Annotated in this window: 18 protein-coding genes and 1 pseudogene; 10 read left to right on the forward strand and 9 right to left on the reverse strand. The window is 66.4% G+C overall.

Annotated elements, in window-relative coordinates:
• Positions 1 to 7: 7 nt before the first annotated feature.
• A complete protein-coding gene (wrbA, locus tag GXW78_RS13710) occupies positions 8 to 607 on the reverse strand; it encodes an NAD(P)H:quinone oxidoreductase (protein WP_211869380.1) in 600 nt (199 codons plus the stop codon).
• Between the two features lie 254 nt (positions 608 to 861).
• Between wrbA and GXW78_RS13715 the strand changes: the two genes are divergently transcribed.
• Positions 862 to 2142, forward strand: a complete 1281-nt coding sequence (locus tag GXW78_RS13715) for an MFS transporter (protein ID WP_211869381.1) — start codon at positions 862 to 864, stop codon at positions 2140 to 2142.
• A gap of 18 nt (positions 2143 to 2160) precedes the next feature.
• On the opposite strand, the gene GXW78_RS13720 is transcribed toward GXW78_RS13715, so the two are convergent.
• Entirely contained in the window at positions 2161 to 3957 is a 1797-nt protein-coding gene (locus tag GXW78_RS13720; protein WP_211869382.1) for a PAS domain S-box protein, read from the reverse strand.
• Between the two features lie 755 nt (positions 3958 to 4712).
• Between GXW78_RS13720 and GXW78_RS13725 the strand changes: the two genes are divergently transcribed.
• The 4 genes from GXW78_RS13725 to GXW78_RS13740 all read left to right on the forward strand — a co-directional run bounded on the left by GXW78_RS13725 (position 4713) and on the right by GXW78_RS13740 (position 8258).
• The gene (locus tag GXW78_RS13725; RefSeq protein WP_211869383.1) at positions 4713 to 5204 is read left to right on the forward strand and encodes a hypothetical protein; all 492 of its coding nucleotides are present in this window, start codon (positions 4713 to 4715) and stop codon (positions 5202 to 5204) included.
• A 36-nt stretch (positions 5205 to 5240) separates the two neighbouring features.
• Entirely contained in the window at positions 5241 to 5684 is a 444-nt protein-coding gene (locus tag GXW78_RS13730) for a YidH family protein (RefSeq protein WP_211869384.1), read from the forward strand.
• Between the two features lie 64 nt (positions 5685 to 5748).
• Complete coding sequence (locus GXW78_RS13735) at positions 5749 to 7245, forward strand: arylsulfatase (RefSeq protein WP_211869385.1); 1497 nt, start codon at positions 5749 to 5751, stop codon at positions 7243 to 7245.
• A gap of 236 nt (positions 7246 to 7481) precedes the next feature.
• Positions 7482 to 8258, forward strand: a complete 777-nt coding sequence (locus tag GXW78_RS13740) for a class II aldolase/adducin family protein (RefSeq protein WP_211869386.1) — start codon at positions 7482 to 7484, stop codon at positions 8256 to 8258.
• 136 nt (positions 8259 to 8394) lie between these two features.
• Here GXW78_RS13740 and GXW78_RS13745 read toward each other — a convergent pair whose 3' ends face one another.
• From GXW78_RS13745 to GXW78_RS13750, 3 genes and pseudogenes are all read right to left on the reverse strand, one after another.
• Positions 8395 to 10068, reverse strand: a complete 1674-nt coding sequence (locus tag GXW78_RS13745; RefSeq protein WP_211869387.1) for an ATP-binding protein — start codon at positions 10066 to 10068, stop codon at positions 8395 to 8397.
• Positions 10069 to 10215: 147 nt separating this feature from the next.
• Positions 10216 to 10413, reverse strand: a pseudogene (locus tag GXW78_RS28640) (SIR2 family protein); the annotation flags it as partial.
• 22 nt (positions 10414 to 10435) lie between these two features.
• Complete coding sequence (locus tag GXW78_RS13750) at positions 10436 to 10876, reverse strand: hypothetical protein (protein ID WP_211869388.1); 441 nt, start codon at positions 10874 to 10876, stop codon at positions 10436 to 10438.
• A gap of 174 nt (positions 10877 to 11050) precedes the next feature.
• On the opposite strand from GXW78_RS13750, the gene GXW78_RS13755 reads away from it, so the two are divergent.
• Genes GXW78_RS13755 through GXW78_RS13775 form a run of 5 tightly spaced genes read left to right on the forward strand, consistent with a single transcriptional unit; the run spans position 11051 to position 14774 of the window.
• On the forward strand, positions 11051 to 11617 hold the full coding sequence (locus GXW78_RS13755) for a transposase (RefSeq protein WP_211869411.1): 567 nt from the start codon (positions 11051 to 11053) through the stop codon (positions 11615 to 11617).
• 57 nt (positions 11618 to 11674) lie between these two features.
• Complete coding sequence (purL, locus tag GXW78_RS13760) at positions 11675 to 14002, forward strand: phosphoribosylformylglycinamidine synthase subunit PurL (protein WP_211869389.1); 2328 nt, start codon at positions 11675 to 11677, stop codon at positions 14000 to 14002.
• Positions 14002 to 14235 carry a BolA family protein gene (locus GXW78_RS13765; protein ID WP_211869390.1) on the forward strand — a complete coding sequence of 78 codons (234 nt, stop codon included), beginning with the start codon at positions 14002 to 14004 and terminating at the stop codon, positions 14233 to 14235. Before purL ends, GXW78_RS13765 begins: the two co-directional genes overlap by 1 nt.
• Before the next feature lie 12 nt (positions 14236 to 14247).
• Entirely contained in the window at positions 14248 to 14586 is a 339-nt protein-coding gene (gene grxD / locus GXW78_RS13770; protein ID WP_211869391.1) for a Grx4 family monothiol glutaredoxin, read from the forward strand.
• Positions 14587 to 14588: 2 nt separating this feature from the next.
• Positions 14589 to 14774, forward strand: coding sequence for a hypothetical protein (locus GXW78_RS13775; protein ID WP_211869392.1), 186 nt, complete (start codon positions 14589 to 14591; stop codon positions 14772 to 14774).
• Here GXW78_RS13775 and GXW78_RS13780 read toward each other — a convergent pair.
• From GXW78_RS13780 to GXW78_RS13795, 4 genes are all read right to left on the reverse strand, one after another.
• A complete protein-coding gene (locus GXW78_RS13780; RefSeq protein ID WP_211869393.1) occupies positions 14761 to 15330 on the reverse strand; it encodes a hypothetical protein in 570 nt (189 codons plus the stop codon). The genes GXW78_RS13775 and GXW78_RS13780 overlap by 14 nt on opposite strands.
• 80 nt (positions 15331 to 15410) lie before the next feature.
• On the reverse strand, positions 15411 to 17210 hold the full coding sequence (gene recQ, locus GXW78_RS13785; RefSeq protein WP_211869394.1) for a DNA helicase RecQ: 1800 nt from the start codon (positions 17208 to 17210) through the stop codon (positions 15411 to 15413).
• Positions 17210 to 17596, reverse strand: a complete 387-nt coding sequence (locus GXW78_RS13790; RefSeq protein WP_211869395.1) for an OmpA family protein — start codon at positions 17594 to 17596, stop codon at positions 17210 to 17212. Before GXW78_RS13790 ends, recQ begins: the two co-directional genes overlap by 1 nt.
• Positions 17597 to 17733: 137 nt before the next feature.
• A partial coding sequence (locus GXW78_RS13795) for an amino acid ABC transporter ATP-binding/permease protein (RefSeq protein WP_211869396.1) occupies positions 17734 to 18652 on the reverse strand: 919 nt, incomplete at its 5' end.

An 18652-nucleotide genomic window follows, 5' to 3' on the forward strand; every position in this document is an offset into this window, starting at 1 on the left:
TGCGCCGTCACCCCGCCAGCTTCGTCGCGATCCGCGCCACATGCGCGCCCTGGTACTTCGCCCCGGCCAACTCGGTCTCGGACGGCTGCCGCGACCCATCCGAATTGGCGATGGTGCTCGCGCCATACGGGGACCCGCCGACGATCTCGTCGTTCCGCATCTGCCCCTGGAACGCATAGGGCAGCCCGACGATCACCATCCCATGGTGCAGCAGCACGATATGCGTCGACAGCAGCGTGCTTTCCTGCCCGCCATGCTGCGTCGCGCTCGAGGTGAACACGCTGCCCACCTTCCCGACCAACTTGCCCTGCGCCCACAGCCCGCCGGTCTGGTCCAGGAAGTTCTTCATCTGCGCGGGCATGTTGCCGAACCGCGTCGGCACGCCGAACACCACCGCATCGTATTCCGGCAGCTCATCCACCGTCGCCACCGGCGCCGCCTGGTCCAGCTTGAAGCCGGACTTCTTCGCCACATCCTCCGGCACCAGTTCCGGCACGCGCTTGATCACCGCCTCGGCCCCGGCTTCCCGCACGCCCTCGGCCACCGCCTGCGCCATCTGCTCGATATGCCCGTAGCTGGAATAGTACAGCACCAGAACCTTGGTCATCGGTTCGAATCCCTCATCTGCCATCGTGACTGCCATCCACGCCCGAAGGCGCGGCTAGGCCACTCTATGCATCCGCCTGGACGCGCCTTGCCAAACGCCACTGCCAATGGCGACCATCACTGCATCGCATAACGATCCCGCACCGACCCGGCGCGCGCTGCCCGCAGGTCCATTTCCTGTCCTTGCACCGCGCCCCGATCTGTCATTCGCTGCCCCACGGCGCCCCAAGCGCCGCACCCCCGGGAGCCCCGCCCATGCTCGCCTCCGCCGCCGCCGCGCGCTTCGCCCGCCTCGGCATCCATTACGGCTGGGTGATGGTCGCCCTCACCTTCCTCGTCTCCGTCTGCACCTCCGCAGCCGTCAGCCTCCCTGGCGTCCTGCTCGTGCCGATGACAGAGGAATTCGGATGGGGCCGGGCCGCCGTCTCGGGCGCGATGGGCGTCATGTTCTGCCTGTTCGCCCTCATGGCCCCCTTCGCCGGCGCGCTGATGATCCGCTACGGCCTGCGCCGCGTCGTCTCCACCGCCACAGTGATCGCCGTCACCGCCGTCATCGGGCTGACGCAGGTCGCCACCCCCTGGCAGGTCTGGACCTGCCTCGCCGCCCTGGGCGGCGCCGCGGGCATGGTCGCCCTCGTCCTATCCGCCACCGTAGCCAATCGCTGGTTCGCCGAGCGCCGCGGCCTCGTCATGGGCATGCTCACCGCCGCCTTCGCCGCCGGGCAGCTCACCTTCCTGCCCGCCGCCGCCGCGCTCGCCGCCAACCACGGCTGGCGAATGGCGATCCTGCCCGCCATCATCGGCCTCGCCATCTGCGCCGTGCTCTACCTGCTGTTCGCGCGGGATTTCCCGGCCCAGATCGGCCTCGCCCCCTACGGCGCGAAGGCCATCGCCCCGCCGCCCGCCGCCTCGGCGCAGAACGTCGTCACCCTCAGCCTCTCGGTCCTCGGCGAATCCCTGCGCAACCGCGTCTTCTGGATCCTCGCCGGCACCTTCTTCATCTGCGGCCTGTCCTCGACCGGCATCGTCAACCAGCACTTCATCCCCTTCTGCGGCGACATGGGCGTGTCCGCCGTCACCGCCGCCTCCTTCCTCGCCATGATGGGGATCTTCAACTTCATCGGCACCGTCTGCTCCGGCTGGCTGTCCGACCGCTTCGACAACCGCGCCCTGCTCGCCTGGTACTACGGCCTGCGCGGCCTCTCCCTGATCTGGCTGCCCTTCAGCAGCTTCGACATGTATTCGCTGACCCTGTTCGCCATCTTCTTTGGCCTGGACTACGTGGCGACCGTTCCGCCCACCGTGAAACTCGCCGGCCTCCACTTCGGCCCGGAGAAGGCCGCCATCGTCTTCGGCTGGGCCTTCGCCGCACACCAGCTCGGCAGCGCCGTGTCGGCGGCGATGGGCGGCGTGTGGCGGGACGCGGCCGGCAGCTACGGCCCGGCCTTCATCACCGTCGGCATGATCAGCGTCAGCGCAGCCCTCGCCGTGCTGACACTGCACGATGCGCGGACGCGCGCGGTGAAGGCGGCCTGAGGCCGCCCTCCCGCACCTCTACTTCGGCAGCACGACCGTACAGGCCAGCCCACCCCGGTCCCAGGCGAACTCGATCGTCCCATCCCGCGCCGCGGTCATCTGCTCCATGATGCTCGTGCCGAACCCGCTCTTCGTCGGCGGCGTCACCGACGGTCCCCCGGCTTCGACCCAACGCAGCTCGAGGCGATCCCCCTCGATCTCCGCCCATTCGACATGAACACGGCCCGCCGCATCCGACAGCGCCCCGTACTTCGACGCATTCGTCACCAATTCATGGATGATGATGGCCAGCGCCTGCGCACTCGCGGTCTCCGCCATCAATGGCGGCCCCTCGAGCACCACCCTGCCGCCGCGCTGCTGCCGATACGGCAGGAGCTCCTGCCTGACGATGGCGCCCACATCCGCGCCGGACCACCGCGACTTCACGAACAGCCCGTGCACATCCGACAATGCGCGAACGCGGCCTTCCAGCAGGCTCCGGAGATCTTCCACCGTATCCGCTTCCGTCAGCCGCACCGTCGCCATCACCGTCGCGAACACGTTCTTCGTCCGATGCTCGGCCTCCATCGCCAGCATCTCCACCAGCTTCTCAGCCCGCTTCCGCTCGGTGATGTCGCGCGCGATCTTCGACGCGCCGATGATCGTCCCGGCATGGTCTCGGACTGGCGATATGGTCAGCGAGACATCGAACGCCGTCCCGTCCTTCCTCATCCGCATCGTCTCATGATGCTCGATCGGCTCGCCGCGCCGGATCCGCTCCAGGATGAGCGGCTCCTCGACCTCGCGCCCCGGCGGCATCAGCACGGTCACCGGCCGGCCGACGATCTCCTCGGCCGCATAGCCGAACAGCCGCTCCGCACCCGCATTCCAGCTCGTGATGACGCCGTCGAGGTCCTTCGTGATGATCGCATCGTCGCTGGACTGCACTACCGCCGCGAGCAGCCTGGCCCGGTCCTCCGCATGCCGCCGCTCGGAAACGTCGCTCGCCGCCCCCAGCCACTCGACGACATTGCCATCCGCATCCTTGATCGGAACGGCACGCGATATGGTCCAGGCCAGCGTGCCATCGCTGTTCCGCACCCGATGCTCCAACTCGAACATCGTCCCGGTCTCGATGGCCCGCGCGATGGCCGCACGCACCTCCGGCACGTCCTCGGCCGGGATGTAGTCCGCCATCCACGCCGCATTGGCGGGCTGGGCATCGGAAACGGCGCCCTGCCCGTCCAGCCGCCGCATCTCCGACCAGTCGGGGCTCATCCGATAGACGACGTCCGAACTCGCCGTGACGAAGGCCCGGAACTGCTCCTCGCTCCGCTTGATCGCCGCCGCCCTCTGCACATGCGCCGTCGTCTCGACCACCGTGTCGATCATGCCGGCCACGAGCCCGTCGCCGGTCCTGACCGGACTGTAGGAGAAGGTGAAATACGCCTGCTCCGGCCGGCCGGACCGGTCGATCAGCAGCGGAAAATCCTCGATGAAGGTCGACCGTCCGTCGAACGCGCCCTCCACCATCGGGGCGATCTCATCCCACGCCTCCCGCCATATATCGGCGAAGGACCGCCCCAGCGCCTCCGGCTTCTCACCCAGGATCGGCCGGAACGCATCGTTGTAGATGGTGACGAGGCCAGGACCCCAGACCAGCGCCGCCGGAAAGCGGTTCTCCAGGACGAAGGCGGCACTCGACCGCAGCTCCATCGGCCAGGTCTCAATCGCGCCAAGCGGAGTCGCCGCCCAGTCATGCGCGCGCACAAGCCTCGCCATCTGGCTGTCGCCAGGCGGCCAGGCCTGCAGCGGCGCCACAGGTTGCTGATCCAACCGTTAAGCCCCATCCCTCGATGCCCTGCCCAGGCCCGGATTCTGCCCGGGGCCGGTGCAGAAGCCGATAGCTATCCTGGCGCCGTGACGGTGCATAGGCCGTATGTGAGCAGGCAAGGCGTGGGGTCGGGGCTCGCAGGGGCGCTGCCCCCCGCACCCCGGCAGGAAACTCAGTTTCCTGCACCTTCGAACCGCTGGACTGATGCTCGAATGAAACGGCGCGATCCATCCTCGATGCAGGGTGCGGATGAACTCGTGGGACGACGCCGCCACCGCAGCACAGGGGATCCCACCGGCGCCTCCCGGCTGCACCTCATCAGGGTCAGGATGGACCCGACCCGCCGGCGCCCGGCACACCGCTGCGATCGCCGCAACATAGGCTCAGCCTACGCGGCCCAACTCGGCAGCGCCGTGTCCGCGGCGAACAACGGCGAGCGGGAAGACATCTCCGGCAGCTGCGGCCCAGCCTTCATTACCGTGCGCACGAGCAGCGTCGGCGCGGCCCATACCGCCAACGCTGCGCGACCGAACGCAGGAGCTGAGGGCGGCGCAGCGCGCCCCGGCCCCGACCGCGGGCCGTCGCACCCTCGCACTGACCCCGGCCGTTGAATCGTCATGATGTAACCGACTTCGCACCGATTGTTTGCGCCGATGCACAGCACTAGTCTATCGCCTCGCGGAACAATCCCGCCGCCCTGACGATGCCGCTTCGGTCAGGTCGGCTCCGCCGATCGCTTCAGGATCGGACCGAGACGATGGCAGCTACTCAACCAACAGGCCTGGGCGTACCGGCAAAGCTCGTCCTCGTCCTTGCCGCCGCCCTGATCGTCCTCGGGATCGTCTGGCACGGCGTCACCGTCGCGACCTTCCAGCGCATCTGGCACGACATGGTCGAGCGCCCCGACGGTCCCGTCTCCTTCCGCTTCATCCTGCAACCCGCGATGGCCGCGCTCGCCGGCTTCCGCCAGGGCCTGCAGGACGCGCGCAGCGGCCACACCCCCTACTTCGCCTCAATGCTGCGCGAACGCCAAAACCGCGTCGCCCACCTCCGCGACGGCGTGAACGCCACCGCCCGCATCGTCCTGCTCGGCATCGTCATGGACATGATCTACCAGGCGCTCGTCCTGAAGACCTTCTACCCGAACGAAGCCCTCATCATCGCCCTGATGCTCGCCGTCGTTCCCTACGTCGTGGTGCGCGGCCTCACCGGCCGCATCGCGCGCCACTGGTACCCCCGCACCCCCTGATCACCGCCCGCCCGTCCACCCCGAAGGACACCCCGCGTGCCCCAAACCGAACCCAGCGCCGCCCCCGGCCGCTTCGAGGTCCGTGTCACCGCGGACAGCCACTTCGCCTGGATCCGCACTCGCCTCGCCCTCGAGCGCACGATGCTTTCCTGGGTCCGCACCGCCGTCTCCCTGATCGGCTTCGGCTTCGCGATCGTCCAGTTCCTCCAACACGTCCAGCACCTGCCCGGAGCCCTGCCCGCCGCGCACCCCGAGGCCCCGCGCTACCTCGGCCTCGCCCTCATCGCCGCCGGCATCGCCTCCCTGCTCGTCTCCCTGTCGCAGTACTGGTGGACCGTCCGCTACCTGCGCAGCGACCCCTACGCCCCCATCGCCGGCATGACGCAGGAAGGCAAACACTCCCCCCTCGCCGCCGTCGCCATCCTCCTCACCGCCATCGGCATCTTCGCCTTCATGGCCGTCCTCCTGCGCATCGCCTGACGCCGACGCCGGGCCAACCGGCGCGCCAAGCAACGACTGCCGGAAACCAACAACGGAGACTCTCATGGCTGGAACACGCAAGCCCAACATCCTCGTCCTCTGGGGCGACGACATCGGCTGGTGGAACATCAGCTACAACAACCGCGGCCAGATGGGCTACCGGACCCCCAACATCGACCGCATCGGCCACGAAGGCTGCACCTTCACCGACTACTACGGCCAGCAGAGCTGCACCGCCGGCCGCGCCGCCTTCATCACCGGCCAGAACCCCATCCGCACCGGCATGACCAAGGTCGGCATGCCCGGCTCCGACCTCGGCCTGCGCGCCGAGGACCCCACCATCGCCGCCCTGCTCAAGCCCCTCGGCTACACCACCGGCCAGTTCGGCAAGAACCACCTGGGCGACCGCGACGAATTCCTGCCCACCATGCACGGCTTCGACGAGTTCTTCGGGAACCTCTACCACCTGAACGCCGAGGAAGAACCCGAAGACCCCGACTACCCCCGCGACCCCGCCTTCAAGAAGCGCTTCGGCCCCCGCGGCGTCCTGCACTGCAAATCCGACGGCAAGGGCGGCCAATCCATCGAGGACACCGGCCCCCTCACCCGCAAGCGCATGGAAACCATCGACGACGAAGTCACCGCAAAAGCCCTCGCCTTCATCGACAAGGCCCACGCCGACAACAAGCCCTTCTTCCTCTGGTATAACACCACGGGGATGCACTTCCGCACCCACTGCGCCGACAAGCACAAGGGCAAGAGCAACGGCCAGGGCGACTACAACGACGTCATGGTCGCCCACGACGAGAACATCGGCACCATGCTCGCGAAACTCGATGAGCTCGGCATCGCCGACGACACCATCGTCATGTACTCGACCGACAACGGGCCCCACTACAACAGTTGGCCCGACGCCGGCATCACCCCCTTCCGCAGCGAGAAGAACACCAACTGGGAAGGCGGCTGGCGCGTGCCGATCTTCGTGCGCTGGCCCGGCACCATCAAACCCGGCTCCGTCTACAACGGCGTCGCCTCCCACCAGGATTGGCTGCCGACCTTCCTCGCCGCCGCCGGCGAAACCGACATCTCCGCCAAGCTCCTGCAAGGCCACGCCGCCGGCGACCGCACCTACAAGGTCCACATCGACGGCTTCAACCTGATGCCCTACCTGGCCGGCGAGACCCAGCAAAGCCCCCGCCACGCCTTCTTCTACATCAGCGACGACGGCGACATCCTCGCCATCCGCATGGGCGACTGGAAACTCGTCCTGATGGAACAGCGCGCCAAGCAACTGATGTGCTGGTTCGAACCCTTCGTGAAACTCCGCGCCCCCAAGATGTTCAACCTGCGCCGAGACCCCTTCGAACGCGCCGACGAAAGCTCCAACACCTACTGGGACTGGGTCATCTCCCACGCCTACCTGATCTACGAAATGCAGGCGATCGTCGCCGGCCAGATCGAAGCCTTCACGCAATTCCCACCACGCCAGAAACCCGCCGCCTTCAACCTCGACGAAGTGCTGCGACACCTTCAGGACGCGGCAGGAAGCCACTCACACTGAACGCTCGGCAACGCAGGGGCTCTGCCCCTGCACCCCGGCAGGAAACTCAGTTTCCTGCACCTTCGCTCCGTCAGCCTGTCGCGCCGGGGTCATACGGCACAGCCCATCCGGGCAATGCCGGGACACACACCATCACCGCCCAACCGGCGCCATTTCACCTGCCAGCCCATTCGATGCCACGATGCCCGGCGCCACCCGCACGCCCGCCACCAGACACCGGAAAGGACGCACGCCAAATGGACAGCCTGACCCCCACCGCGCCCGACGTGCTGGAAGCCCAGCGCCGCCAGGCCCGCATCGACCTCGCCGCCGCCCACCGCCTCGCCGTCCTCGACGACTATCACGAGGCCATCGACAACCACTTCACCCTGCTCGTCCCCGGCCGCCCCGGCCGCTTCTACCTCAACGAATTCGGCCTCCATTGGAATGAGGTCACCGCCAGCAACATCATCGAGGTCGCCTTCGACGGCACCGTGGTCGAAGGCACCGGCCCCGCCGACCGCAGCGCCATCTGCATCCACGCCCCCATCCACGAAGCCACCGGCGCCGCCTGCGTGCTCCACACCCACATGCCCTACGCCACGGCCCTGTCGCAGCTCGAGGACATGACGCTGGAGATGACCGGCCAGGGCGCCCTGCAATTCGAAGGACGCATCGCCTACGACTACGACTACAACGGCTTCGCCCACGAACACGCCGAAGGCGAACGCATGGCCGCCCTCATGGGCGACAAGGTCGTGCTGATGATGGCCAACCACGGCGTCGTCGTGATCGGCGACACCGTCGCCCAGGCCTACCGCCGCCTCTACTTCCTCGAACGCTCCTGCCGCACGCAGCTCTTCGGCATGTGGACCGGCCAGCGCCGCCGCTTCGTTGCCCCCGAAGTGCTGGCAAAAATGCGCGCCGAAGCCGCCACCTGGAAAGACCCGACCATGGCGATGAGCGGCTCCGACTACTACTTCGCCGCCATGAAGCGGATGTTGGACCGGACCCAGCCGGACTACGCGGAGTAGGACGCTATCGGACGACGCTCAGCGGGGGCACTGACTCGCCGGGCGGCTTCGCAGGGGCTCTGCCCCTGCACCCCGGCAGGAAACGAAGGTTACTACCCCCGATTAGCGAATCCAAGCAAGCGACAAGAGTAATCTACTACTGACCTGAGAAGCCACTCAATCTGAGCGCTAGATTCTCCGCGCATCCACGCAGTTCGCTGTCTCTCGGAAAATACTTTTGCGCGGAATCCAAGAGTGTTTGAATTTCACTCTTTTGATTAACGGACAGGATACCCCCAACTTTCATATACTCTAATGTACCATAAAAAATCGTTACGTAAGCATGTACACTCGCGCGGGCTCTTTTATGCTCTAGGTCGATGGCGCGAGTAAGGCATTTGAATGCCTCGTCATACGAATACGCGTCCGACAGCCCAGGGTAGCCCAGTTGTGCCAAAAGTATCTTGCCAAGCGTAGTAAGTGGAAAAGGATGATTCTCAATAGATACCGCATGCCGAGCGTGTTGCACGGCTTGCCTAAGGAATAAATCATCTTTTTCTGACTTGAATTTTGCTAACTTAAAGAGAGCAAGCTGCTCCCAGTACCTAGAGTTCCACTGCCAATATTTTTGTGTCTTCGTATAGAAATCTCCGGCCTTATCTCCAAGGAATTTGCTTACAACGTCATCATAGTCAAACAACCTGCCCGCCAATCGGGCTTCCGGGCTACGATTTCTTATCGTATCTCTGTTTACCCGGGGCGCGATCCTGAGCGCCAATCCCTCGAATACCTTCCTAACATCGTCCGATGGCGCACGTTCGAGTGAACGTACGGCGAGGGTGGCATTGAGCGGGATCACAAAATTTCTTCTGACATCCAGATATTCAAGAGGGAGCGGATGATGTGAACGAAATTGTCCGTCCCACCCCTCCTGCCCATATAGTGAAGAAAGTATCTCGTATCTTACACCTCCAGCGATACAATAATGAGCAATCGCCGCAGTAAGATAACGAAATCTTTCTCCATTACTAGCCACATCGTAGGTAGATTTAACGATAGCATCCAGCGGCCGCATATCATTCAGGATATGACAACAAGCGACCGCTATTGGCTCCCCTTCTATACGGGCAGCCAGTGCTTCTGGCCGTCGCGTAGCGTCGGCGGTTCCCGCCTGTCCCCTTTTTACGTAACCTTCGATGAGTTGCTTTGCCTCAACTCGACTCAGTTGAAGGCCATCCCAAAAGCGATACCGAACATCGCCGAAAGATCTCACGATATGCCGACGGCGATATCCACGCTCTGCGCCCAAGAATATTACATCTTTCTTCTCCAAATTTACCCTCATCGCCGCAATTGCTGGTGCCTGCTCTGCAATATTATCCACAAATATTGCTACGGGACCATCTATCAAATCGATAACTTCAGCAGTTTTCCGCGTATCAAGCCGACTGAGAGCAATACAATCCAAACAGATTATTCCGGATTTTGATAAATCGTATGCTATTCGCCGCAGAATCGTAGTTTTACCCACCCCAGTTTCGTCTAGTATGATAATTACTTCATTAGGAAGATCGCCCTTTAATATCGCGTCGATTCCGGCACGGATTCGCCTGGTAAGCGGGCGCCCTACATCCCAAGACCCCGCCAAATCGCCCCAGGATGGGGGATGTCCGTAGGAAAATCGCGCAGCGTCGAGGCTCGGCTTCGGCAGCGCGGGAACTCGGTCGAAGTCATTCGAGAATGACAGCACGACACTTTTTGGCGCACCTTCCGGGAAGAGGCCCCTGGTATCAGAGTCAACGAGCTCATATGCCCCAACCCTATTCGGCACGATGGCATTAAGCTCTGCACAGAACTTCAGTAGGTCCCCTTTGTACAATACAAGACCGTGCCTATCGCAATCTCCCTCCGTTTGCGCATCAGGGAATGGCTCAATCCTAAATGATGGACCGCGGTCCCTCCGTAGAGTTGTCGAGTTTCTTCTAGCAAGATAATATTCTAAATCAATTTCGTCTAAAGAAGTTCCCGCTATTATGAATGCTTCTGTAGGCATAACGTCAGCCAGGACCGTCATCCACGCATTACCTTCCGCCATTACGCGCGCGTACTCCGCAGCGGAAAAAACGTACCCCATGGTAGGTCGCTGCGCCCATCCATGAAGATGAATTATAGGCACCTGCTCCAAAGAACGGAGCTCTTCAAATGTATCTTTGAAGTGAAATATTTTGCTTTCCTGCAAATTTCCGTGAATCCTGCAAATTTCCGTGAATTCCGTAAGCCTGATCAAGAGCGTTATCGATGTTTAGTGTAAATATCCGACGCCATAAAAATGAAGGTATCTTCTTTACGGTTTCTCCAGGGGTACAATTCTCAAATCTCTTCGTAACATGTTCTTCTATTTTATCCTCAGTGAGTCCAGAAAATACTCTTTGCAATGTCGATCCAATATTTGCGCCGGTTATTTTGCACAAATCGTGTTTAAATTCGGTTCCTGTTGGTAAATTCTCATTTCTGGAATTGTGGCTGTCCAAGCTAACTCCCGCTCCGAGAAATAGATTGTATTCCCCAGCCCGCACCGACCCTATTAGGGCTTCCTTATGTTCACTTGATAAGTCGTGAATGGACGAGATGGAAGCCATCTAACATTTCTCCCGCTTTTCAATGTTTCTTATTCACGTTGCTGAGATTTTTCGGATCTGTCTAGGTCCTACCCCCATAGCCCTGGTGGGACGCTGGCGTCGAGTGAGACACCTGATGGTCGACCCTGCACCGGCGGAATTGACTATTTTCCTATTTTCTGCTTCGATCTCGTGATGCGCCCCCACCCCCTCACCCCTCTCCAATTCCAGGCCCTCCTCCCCTTCATCCTCCCTCGTTCCCCCGCCGGCCGCCAGATCGGCGACCTCCGCGCCCGCATGAACGCCATATTCCACCTCGCCTGTACCACCGACCCCTGGCGCGCTCTCCCTGCCGAGCACGGCAAGCCCGACACCGTCTCCCGCTACTTCCGCCGCCTCACCCATGCCGGCCTCTGGGAACGCCTCCTCGAGGCGATCAAGGACAACTATCCCAACCACCCCCTGAACGAGATCGCCCCCCTCATCTTCCGCGCCTGCCGCCGAGCCATCCGTCTCCGGGGCCTCCGCTTCATCGTCCTCATCCGCCGCCTCGGCTTCCTCACCGCCCTGAACGGACCCCCCAACAAGCTCCCCAACCCCGATTTGTCCGAAAAGCTGAAGGCCATGCGCCTCCCTGCCCCGCCGCGCACCCGCAAGCACTTCACCGCCTACCTCGCCTACCTGAAGGCCCTCAAACACCTCCACCGCATGGCCGGCGGCATCAAACACATCTCTCGAAAACAGCGCCTCGGCTGGTCATGACCAGCCCCGCGCAAACCCCCACTGGACAGCGGCACGCGCGCTACCCACAACGCGCCCATGACCGCCGCCGCGCCCATCTCGCTCGACCCCGCCCGTGCCGCCCAGCTCGCCGCCGAATTCGGCCTGAAGCCGGACGAGTACGACCGCTGCCTCGCCATCCTCGGCCGCACCCCCTCGCTCACCGAGCTCGGCGTGTTCTCCGTGATGTGGTCGGAACACTGCTCCTACAAATCCAGCCGCGTCTGGCTGAAGGAACTCCCGACCTCGGCCCCCTGGGTCATCCAGGGCCCGGGCGAGAATGCCGGCGTCATCGCCATCGGGGATGGCCTGGCCGCCGTCTTCAAGATGGAATCCCACAACCACCCGTCCTGGATCGAACCCTACAACGGCGCGGCAACCGGGGTCGGCGGCATCCTGCGGGATGTCTTCACCATGGGCGCGCGGCCCATCGCCAACCTCAACGCCCTGCGCTTCGGCGCCCCGGACGCGCCGAGGATGAAGCAGGTGATCGACGGCGTGGTCCGCGGCATCGGCGGCTACGGCAACTGCGTGGGCGTCCCGACCGTGGGCGGGGAGGTCAACTTCCACCCCGCCTACAACGGCAACCCGCTGGTCAACGCCATGACGGTCGGCATCGCCAAGGCCGACCGCATCTTCACCGCCGCCGCCACCGGCATCGGCAACCCCGTGGTCTATGTGGGTTCCAAGACGGGCCGGGACGGCATCCACGGCGCCACCATGTCCTCCGCCGAATTCTCCGCGGACTCGGAGGAAAAGCGCCCCACCGTCCAGATCGGCGACCCCTTCGCGGAAAAACTCCTCATCGAGGCCTGCCTGGAACTGATGGCCACCGACGCCATCGTCGCCATCCAGGACATGGGCGCGGCGGGCCTCACCAGCTCCGGTGTCGAGATGGCCGGCAAGGGCGGCATGGGTGTGGACCTCACCCTCGACAACGTCCCCCAGCGCGAAGAAGGCATGACCGCCTACGAGATGATGCTCTCCGAGAGCCAGGAGCGCATGCTCATGGTCCTCAAGCCCGGGCGGGAAGCCCTGGCCGAGGCCATTTTCACCAAGTGGGAACTGGACTTCGCGGTGATCGGCCACCTCACCGACACCGGCCGCATCGTCATCCGCCACAAGGGCCAGGTGGAAGCCGACATCCCCTTGGCTCCCCTGGAATCGGAAGCCCCCCTCTACCGCCGCCCCACCGAGGACACCCCGAAGCAGCCTCTGCTGGACCCGGCCACCATCCCGAACCCCACGTCGATCGAACAGGCCCTGCTGACCCTGGTCGCCACGCCCGACCTCTGCTCCCGCCGCTGGATCTGGGACCAGTACGACAGCCTGGTGAACGGCCAGACCGTCCACCGCCCCGGCGGCGCCGACGCCGCCATCGTGAAGATCGAGGACCACGCCCGCGCCCTGGCCATGACCACCGACTGCACCCCCCGCTACGTGGTCGCGGACCCCGAGGAAGGCGGCAAGCAGGCCGTCGCCGAGGCCTGGCGCAACATCACCGCCACCGGCGCCCTGCCGCTCGCCATCACCGACAACATGAACTTCGGCAACCCCGAGAAGCCCCGCATCATGGGCCAGTTCGCCTCTGCGGTCCGCGGCATGGCCGCGGCCTGCACCGCGCTCGACTTCCCGGTCGTGAGCGGCAACGTCTCCCTCTACAATGAGACGGAAGGCCGAGCGATCCTCCCCACCCCCGCCATCGGCGGCGTCGGCGTGATCGACGATGCGGCCCAGGCCATCGGCCTCGGCATGCCCACCACCGCCGACCTGATCCTGATCGGCACCACCGCCGGCCACCTCGGCCAATCCCTCTGGCTCCGAGAGATCGCCCACCGCGAGGAAGGCGCCCCCCCGCCCGTGGACCTCACGGCGGAACGCCGCAACGGAGACTTCGTCCGCGCCCGTATCCTCGCCGGGGAAGTCCTCGCCTGCCACGACTGCGCCGACGGCGGCCTGCTCGTCACCCTCGCCGAGATGGCCATGGCAACCGGCGTCGGCGCGACGCTCCACGCCCCCGGCGCGACCACGGCACCAGGCGCGGCCTCGCCGCCCACCGCCCGGAGCACGACCGCGGCCTCGGGCACTGCGACGACTGCGCCTGCCGGCAGTGCCTCCGCCACGGCGCAAGCGCCCCTCCCCGACCACGCCTTCTGGTTCGGCGAGGACCAGGCCCGGTACGTCCTTGCAGTCTCCGACGCCAATGCCATCCTGGCGGCAGCCCAGGCGGCGGGCGTCCCTGCCTTCCGCCTCGGCCGCGCCGGCGGCACCACCCTGGATTTGGGTGCCGGCCGGGCCATATCGGTTTCGACCCTGCGGGAGGCCAACGAAGCAACGCTCCCCGCCCTGATGGAAGGACGTGCCTGATGGCGATGCAGCCGGCGGAGATCGAGGCGCTGATCAAATCGGCCCTCCCCGATGCCGAAGTCACCATCGAGGACCTGGCCGGCGATGGCGACCACTACGCCGCCAAGGTCATCTCGGAATCCTTCCGCGGCATCTCCCGCGTGAAGCAGCACCAGATCGTCTACGCCGCGCTGCAGGGCCGCATGGGCGGCGTGCTGCACGCCCTCGCCCTTCAGACCTCCGCTCCGGAATAGGACCCAGACCCGATGTCGAACCCAACCTTCGACCAGATCCAGGCCGCCATCGACGCCAACCCCGTCATGCTGTTCATGAAGGGCACGCCGGCCTTCCCGCAGTGCGGCTTCTCCGCCCGCGTGGTGCAGATCCTGACCCACATGGGCGTGCCCTTCGGCAGCGCGAACGTGCTCGAGGACATGGAGATCCGTGAGGGCATCAAGTCCTTCAGCAACTGGCCGACCATCCCCCAGCTCTATGTGAAGGGCGAGTTCGTCGGCGGCTGCGACATCGTGATGGAGATGTTCCAGTCGGGCGAACTGGCCACCCTCCTCACCGAGAAGCAGGTCCCCCACAAGGCCGAGGCCTGACCGTGCCCGCCCGCGCCGCCGCGGTGTTCCTCGGCGGCGCGGCACTGGCCCTCGTACCCCTCCTCCTGGCCGCTCGCGCGGCCGGCACGGAGGAAGCCGCCATGGCCATCGGCGTCCTCCTCCTTGCTCTCGGCCCGGTGCTGTTCGCCGGCGGCGGGCTCGCCGCCGTCCTCCTCAGCGCCCGCTGAGCCGCGCGACGTTGACCGCGCGGGCGTATTCCATCTTGGCCTCCGCCGGCGCACTGCCGCGCACCCGCACCAGGATGCGCTCCCCCACCATCATCTGCAGGTCACCGTTGCGGGCCTGGATCGCCCGCAGCGCCCCCACCTGCTGCGGCTGGCCGAGCGCCTGCGCCGTCGCCGGATCGTTCATCACGGCGGCGAGTTGAGTGACCATCGGGTTGTCGCTCATCACCTCGATCTCTACCGTCTGCCGCTGCGCGTTGCGGTAGCTGCGCGACGCCATCGACCCGCCGAGCACCCCGGCACCGCCGCCGGCCGTCGTCCGCGCCTCGCCCGCCGTCCAGCCGGCCAGCGGCGCCGGCAGCGCCGCCGCCAGGTTGCCGGCGCCGCGCTGCTGCAGCAGTTCCAGCGCCCGCTGCAAGGCCGTCTGCGCCGCCTGCACCTGCCCGCCTTGATAGGCGCGCTGCGCCTCGGCCAGGGCGCTGGCGATGTCATCGGCGCGCGCGGGCGTCGCAGCCGTCAGCGCGATCAGCGCGGCGGTGGTCAGGATCGAACGGCGCATCTGGTGGTCCCCCTCATTCAACGGGGCGGCGTTTACCAGCCAGATGAACATTCATCCATGCAACGCATCACAGCGCGGACTTACCCCTCATCCCGCACGATGCGCAGGATGTCATCGCCATAGCGTTCCACGCGCGACCGCCCCATCCCCGGCACGTCCAGCAGCGCCTCGACGCTGTCCGGCCGCGCCGCGGCGATGCCGCCGAGCGTGCGGTCATCCGCCACAACATAGGCCGGCACGCCCTGCGACTGCGCCACACCCCGCCGCCACAGCCGCAGCGCATCGAACAGCGGATCGCCGGATGACACCGGCGCCGGTCCCGCGCCGGATGAGCGCTTCGACGGCGCGCGCACCGTCTCCTCCCGCAGCATCACCGCGGTCTCGCCACGCAGCACCGGGCGCGCCGCTTCCATCGCGACCAGTTCGCCATGGTTCTCCACCGCGACATCCAGCACCCCGCGCGCGACCAGTTGCCGCGCGACGCCGCGCCAGGTGCTGTCGGCGACATCCTTGCCCACGCCGAAGGTCGGCAGCTTGTCGTGGGAGAACTGCGCGACCTTGTCGGTCAGCCGACCGCGCAGCACATCGACCACGTGCCCGACGCCGAATCGCTGCCCGGTGCGCAGCACGGCGGACAGCATCTTCTGCGCCACCACAGTGCCGTCGAACAATCGCGGCGGCGTGCGGCAAACGTCGCAGGCACCGCATTCCTCGGAAGCCGGTTCCTCACCGAAGCAGCGCAGCAACAGAGCACGGCGGCAGGTCGCGGCTTCCGCGATCGCGATCATCGCATCGAGGCGGGACCGCTCGACGCGCTTCTGCTCCTCGCTCGCCGGGCTTTCCGCGATGCGGTGCCGCGCGATCGCCATGTCGCCGGCGCCGAACAGCAGCAGCGCCCGCGCCGGTAGCCCATCACGCCCCGCGCGGCCGATCTCCTGGTACCAGCTCTCCGGGCTGCGCGGCAGGTCGAGATGCGCGACCCAGCGCACATCCGGCCGGTCGATCCCCATCCCGAACGCGATCGTCGCCGCCATGATCACATCGTCGCCCCGCGCGAAGCGACGATGCGCGTCGCGCTTCGCGAGCGGATCCATCCCAGCATGGAAGGCGAGCGCGTCATGCCCGTCCGCCCGCAGCCATTCCGCCGTGCTCTCGGTCTTCGCGCGGCTGCCGCAATACACGATGCCGCAGCCGCGCATGTCGCGGATCAGCCCGCGGAGCTGCGACCGCTCGCTCTCGCGCGGCTCGGCGACGATGAAGATGTTCGGCCGGTCGAAGGAGGCACGGAAGACCGGCGCCTCGCTCAGGTCGAGCTGCTTGCGGATATCCTCGACGGTCCGGGGATCGGCCGTCGCCGTCAGCGCCAGGCGCGGCACGCCGGGGAAGCGCTGCCCCAGGACGCCGAGCCCGCGATACTCGGGCCGGAAATGATGGCCCCACTGGCTGACGCAATGCGCCTCATCCACCGCAAACAGCGCGATGCGCATCTCGTCCAGTCGCTGCTGCGTGCTGTCGAGCGTCAGCCGCTCGGGCGAGATGTAGAGCAGCTTGAGCCGCCCCGCATCGAGATCCCGCAGCACCGTGCGCGCCTCATCCGGCGGCAGGTCGGAATGCAGGGCGGCCGCCGCGACGCCCTGCTGGCGCAGCGCGGCGACCTGGTCCTCCATCAGCGCGATCAGCGGCGAGACGACGATGCCGACGCCCGGCCGGCACAGCGCCGGCACCTGGAAGCACAGGCTCTTGCCCCCGCCGGTCGGCATGAGCACGACGCCGGAGCCACCCTCGGTCGCGTGGCGGACGATCTCCTCCTGCCGCCCGCGGAACCCTTCATGGCCGAAGACGCGGCGGAGGACCTCCTGTGGCTCCTCCAGCGCGAGCATCAGCCGCCGATGCGGATCTCGACGCGGCGGCTCTCGGTCGCCATCGCCTCGAACGGTACGGGGCCGCGCGGCACGATGCTGATGCGGTCGCGCGCCACGCCCTCACGCGCCAGCAGATCCGCCACATGCTGCGCCCGCGCCTGGGAGAGCGCGACGTTGTAGGCGACGCCGCCCGCCGGGCCGGCGAAGCCCAGTACCACGACCGAGGTGCCCGGGCGGGACTTGGCCTGCTGGGCGGCGCCCTTCACCACGGCCTCCGCCTCCGGATCCAGCGTCGCGCTGTCCGCCGTGAAGAACACGGCGATCGCCGGCGTCGGCGCCGGCGCGCTCGTGCAGGCGGCGGCCAGCAGGACAGGGGCGGTCGCGAGGAGAGTGCGGCGGCGCATTGGTAACGACTCCGGGGTTCGAATAACCCCTTGGTCGCGCGAAGCGCCGCAGGGCGTCAACTGGTGGTTCGGATTCGCGGGGGTGTTGCGCGGAGTGATCGGCCGGAACCCGAGAGAGACGGCGCGTCCCCCCAAGGTCACCCCGTCGCGGGAATCGCGCGCCCACCCACCAGCCGCAGGATCCGGGTCGGCCGCTCAACGCCGAGCAGGCGATGCAGGATGAGGATCACGCTGCGCCCTGCCGTCGCTTCATCCAGCGTGGCCAGGAAGGCGCGTTCGGTATCCGCATCCAGCCCCGCCGCCGGCTCGTCGAGGATCAGCACCGAGGCCGGCGACAGCAGCGCGCGCGCCAGCGCGATGCGTCGCGCCTGCCCGCCGGAGAAGCGCGTGCCGCCTTCGCCGCACATCGTCTCCAGGCCCTCGGGCAATGCCCGCACCACGTCACCGACCTGTGCCCGGTCGAGCGCGCGCCACAGCTCCGCGTCGCTCGCTTCAGGCGCGGCGAGGCGGAGGTTGGCGGCGATGCTGTCGTCGAACAGCCGGGCATCCTGCGTCAGCCAGGCGACGCGCCGGCGCAGGTCGGCGGCGGCGAGCGTCGCGATGTCGGTACCGCCCAGGGTGATCCGCCCGGCCTGCGGCGCGGCGAACTTCAGCAGCAGCGCCGCGAGCGTGGACTTCCCGGTGCCTGACGGCCCCAGCAGCGCGATCCGCGCCCCCTCCGGCACATCGAAGTCTAGTCCGTCGAACACCGGCGCGCGGTCGGGCGCCCAGGCGAAGACCACGCCGGACAGGCGTAGCGCGTGGCTCTTCGGCAGCGCGGCCGGGTTGGCCGGGTCCGGCACGGGCTCGGGCGTGTCGGCGGCATCGAACAGCCGGCGCGCGGCGGCCGCGGCAGCGGCCAGCGAAGCGCCGGCACGCGGCATCAGGCCCAGCACCTCGGCCGCGGCGATGGCGAGGAAGATCGCGACCAGCCCGGTCGCGACGGCATCCCCCGGCGCGGCCAGTGCCCAGGCGACGGAGCCGAGCAGCGCCGCCTGCGTCAGCAGCGAGCCCATG

It is taken from the genome of Neoroseomonas terrae (assembly GCF_018129025.1).
GTDB lineage: Bacteria > Pseudomonadota > Alphaproteobacteria > Acetobacterales > Acetobacteraceae > Neoroseomonas > Neoroseomonas terrae.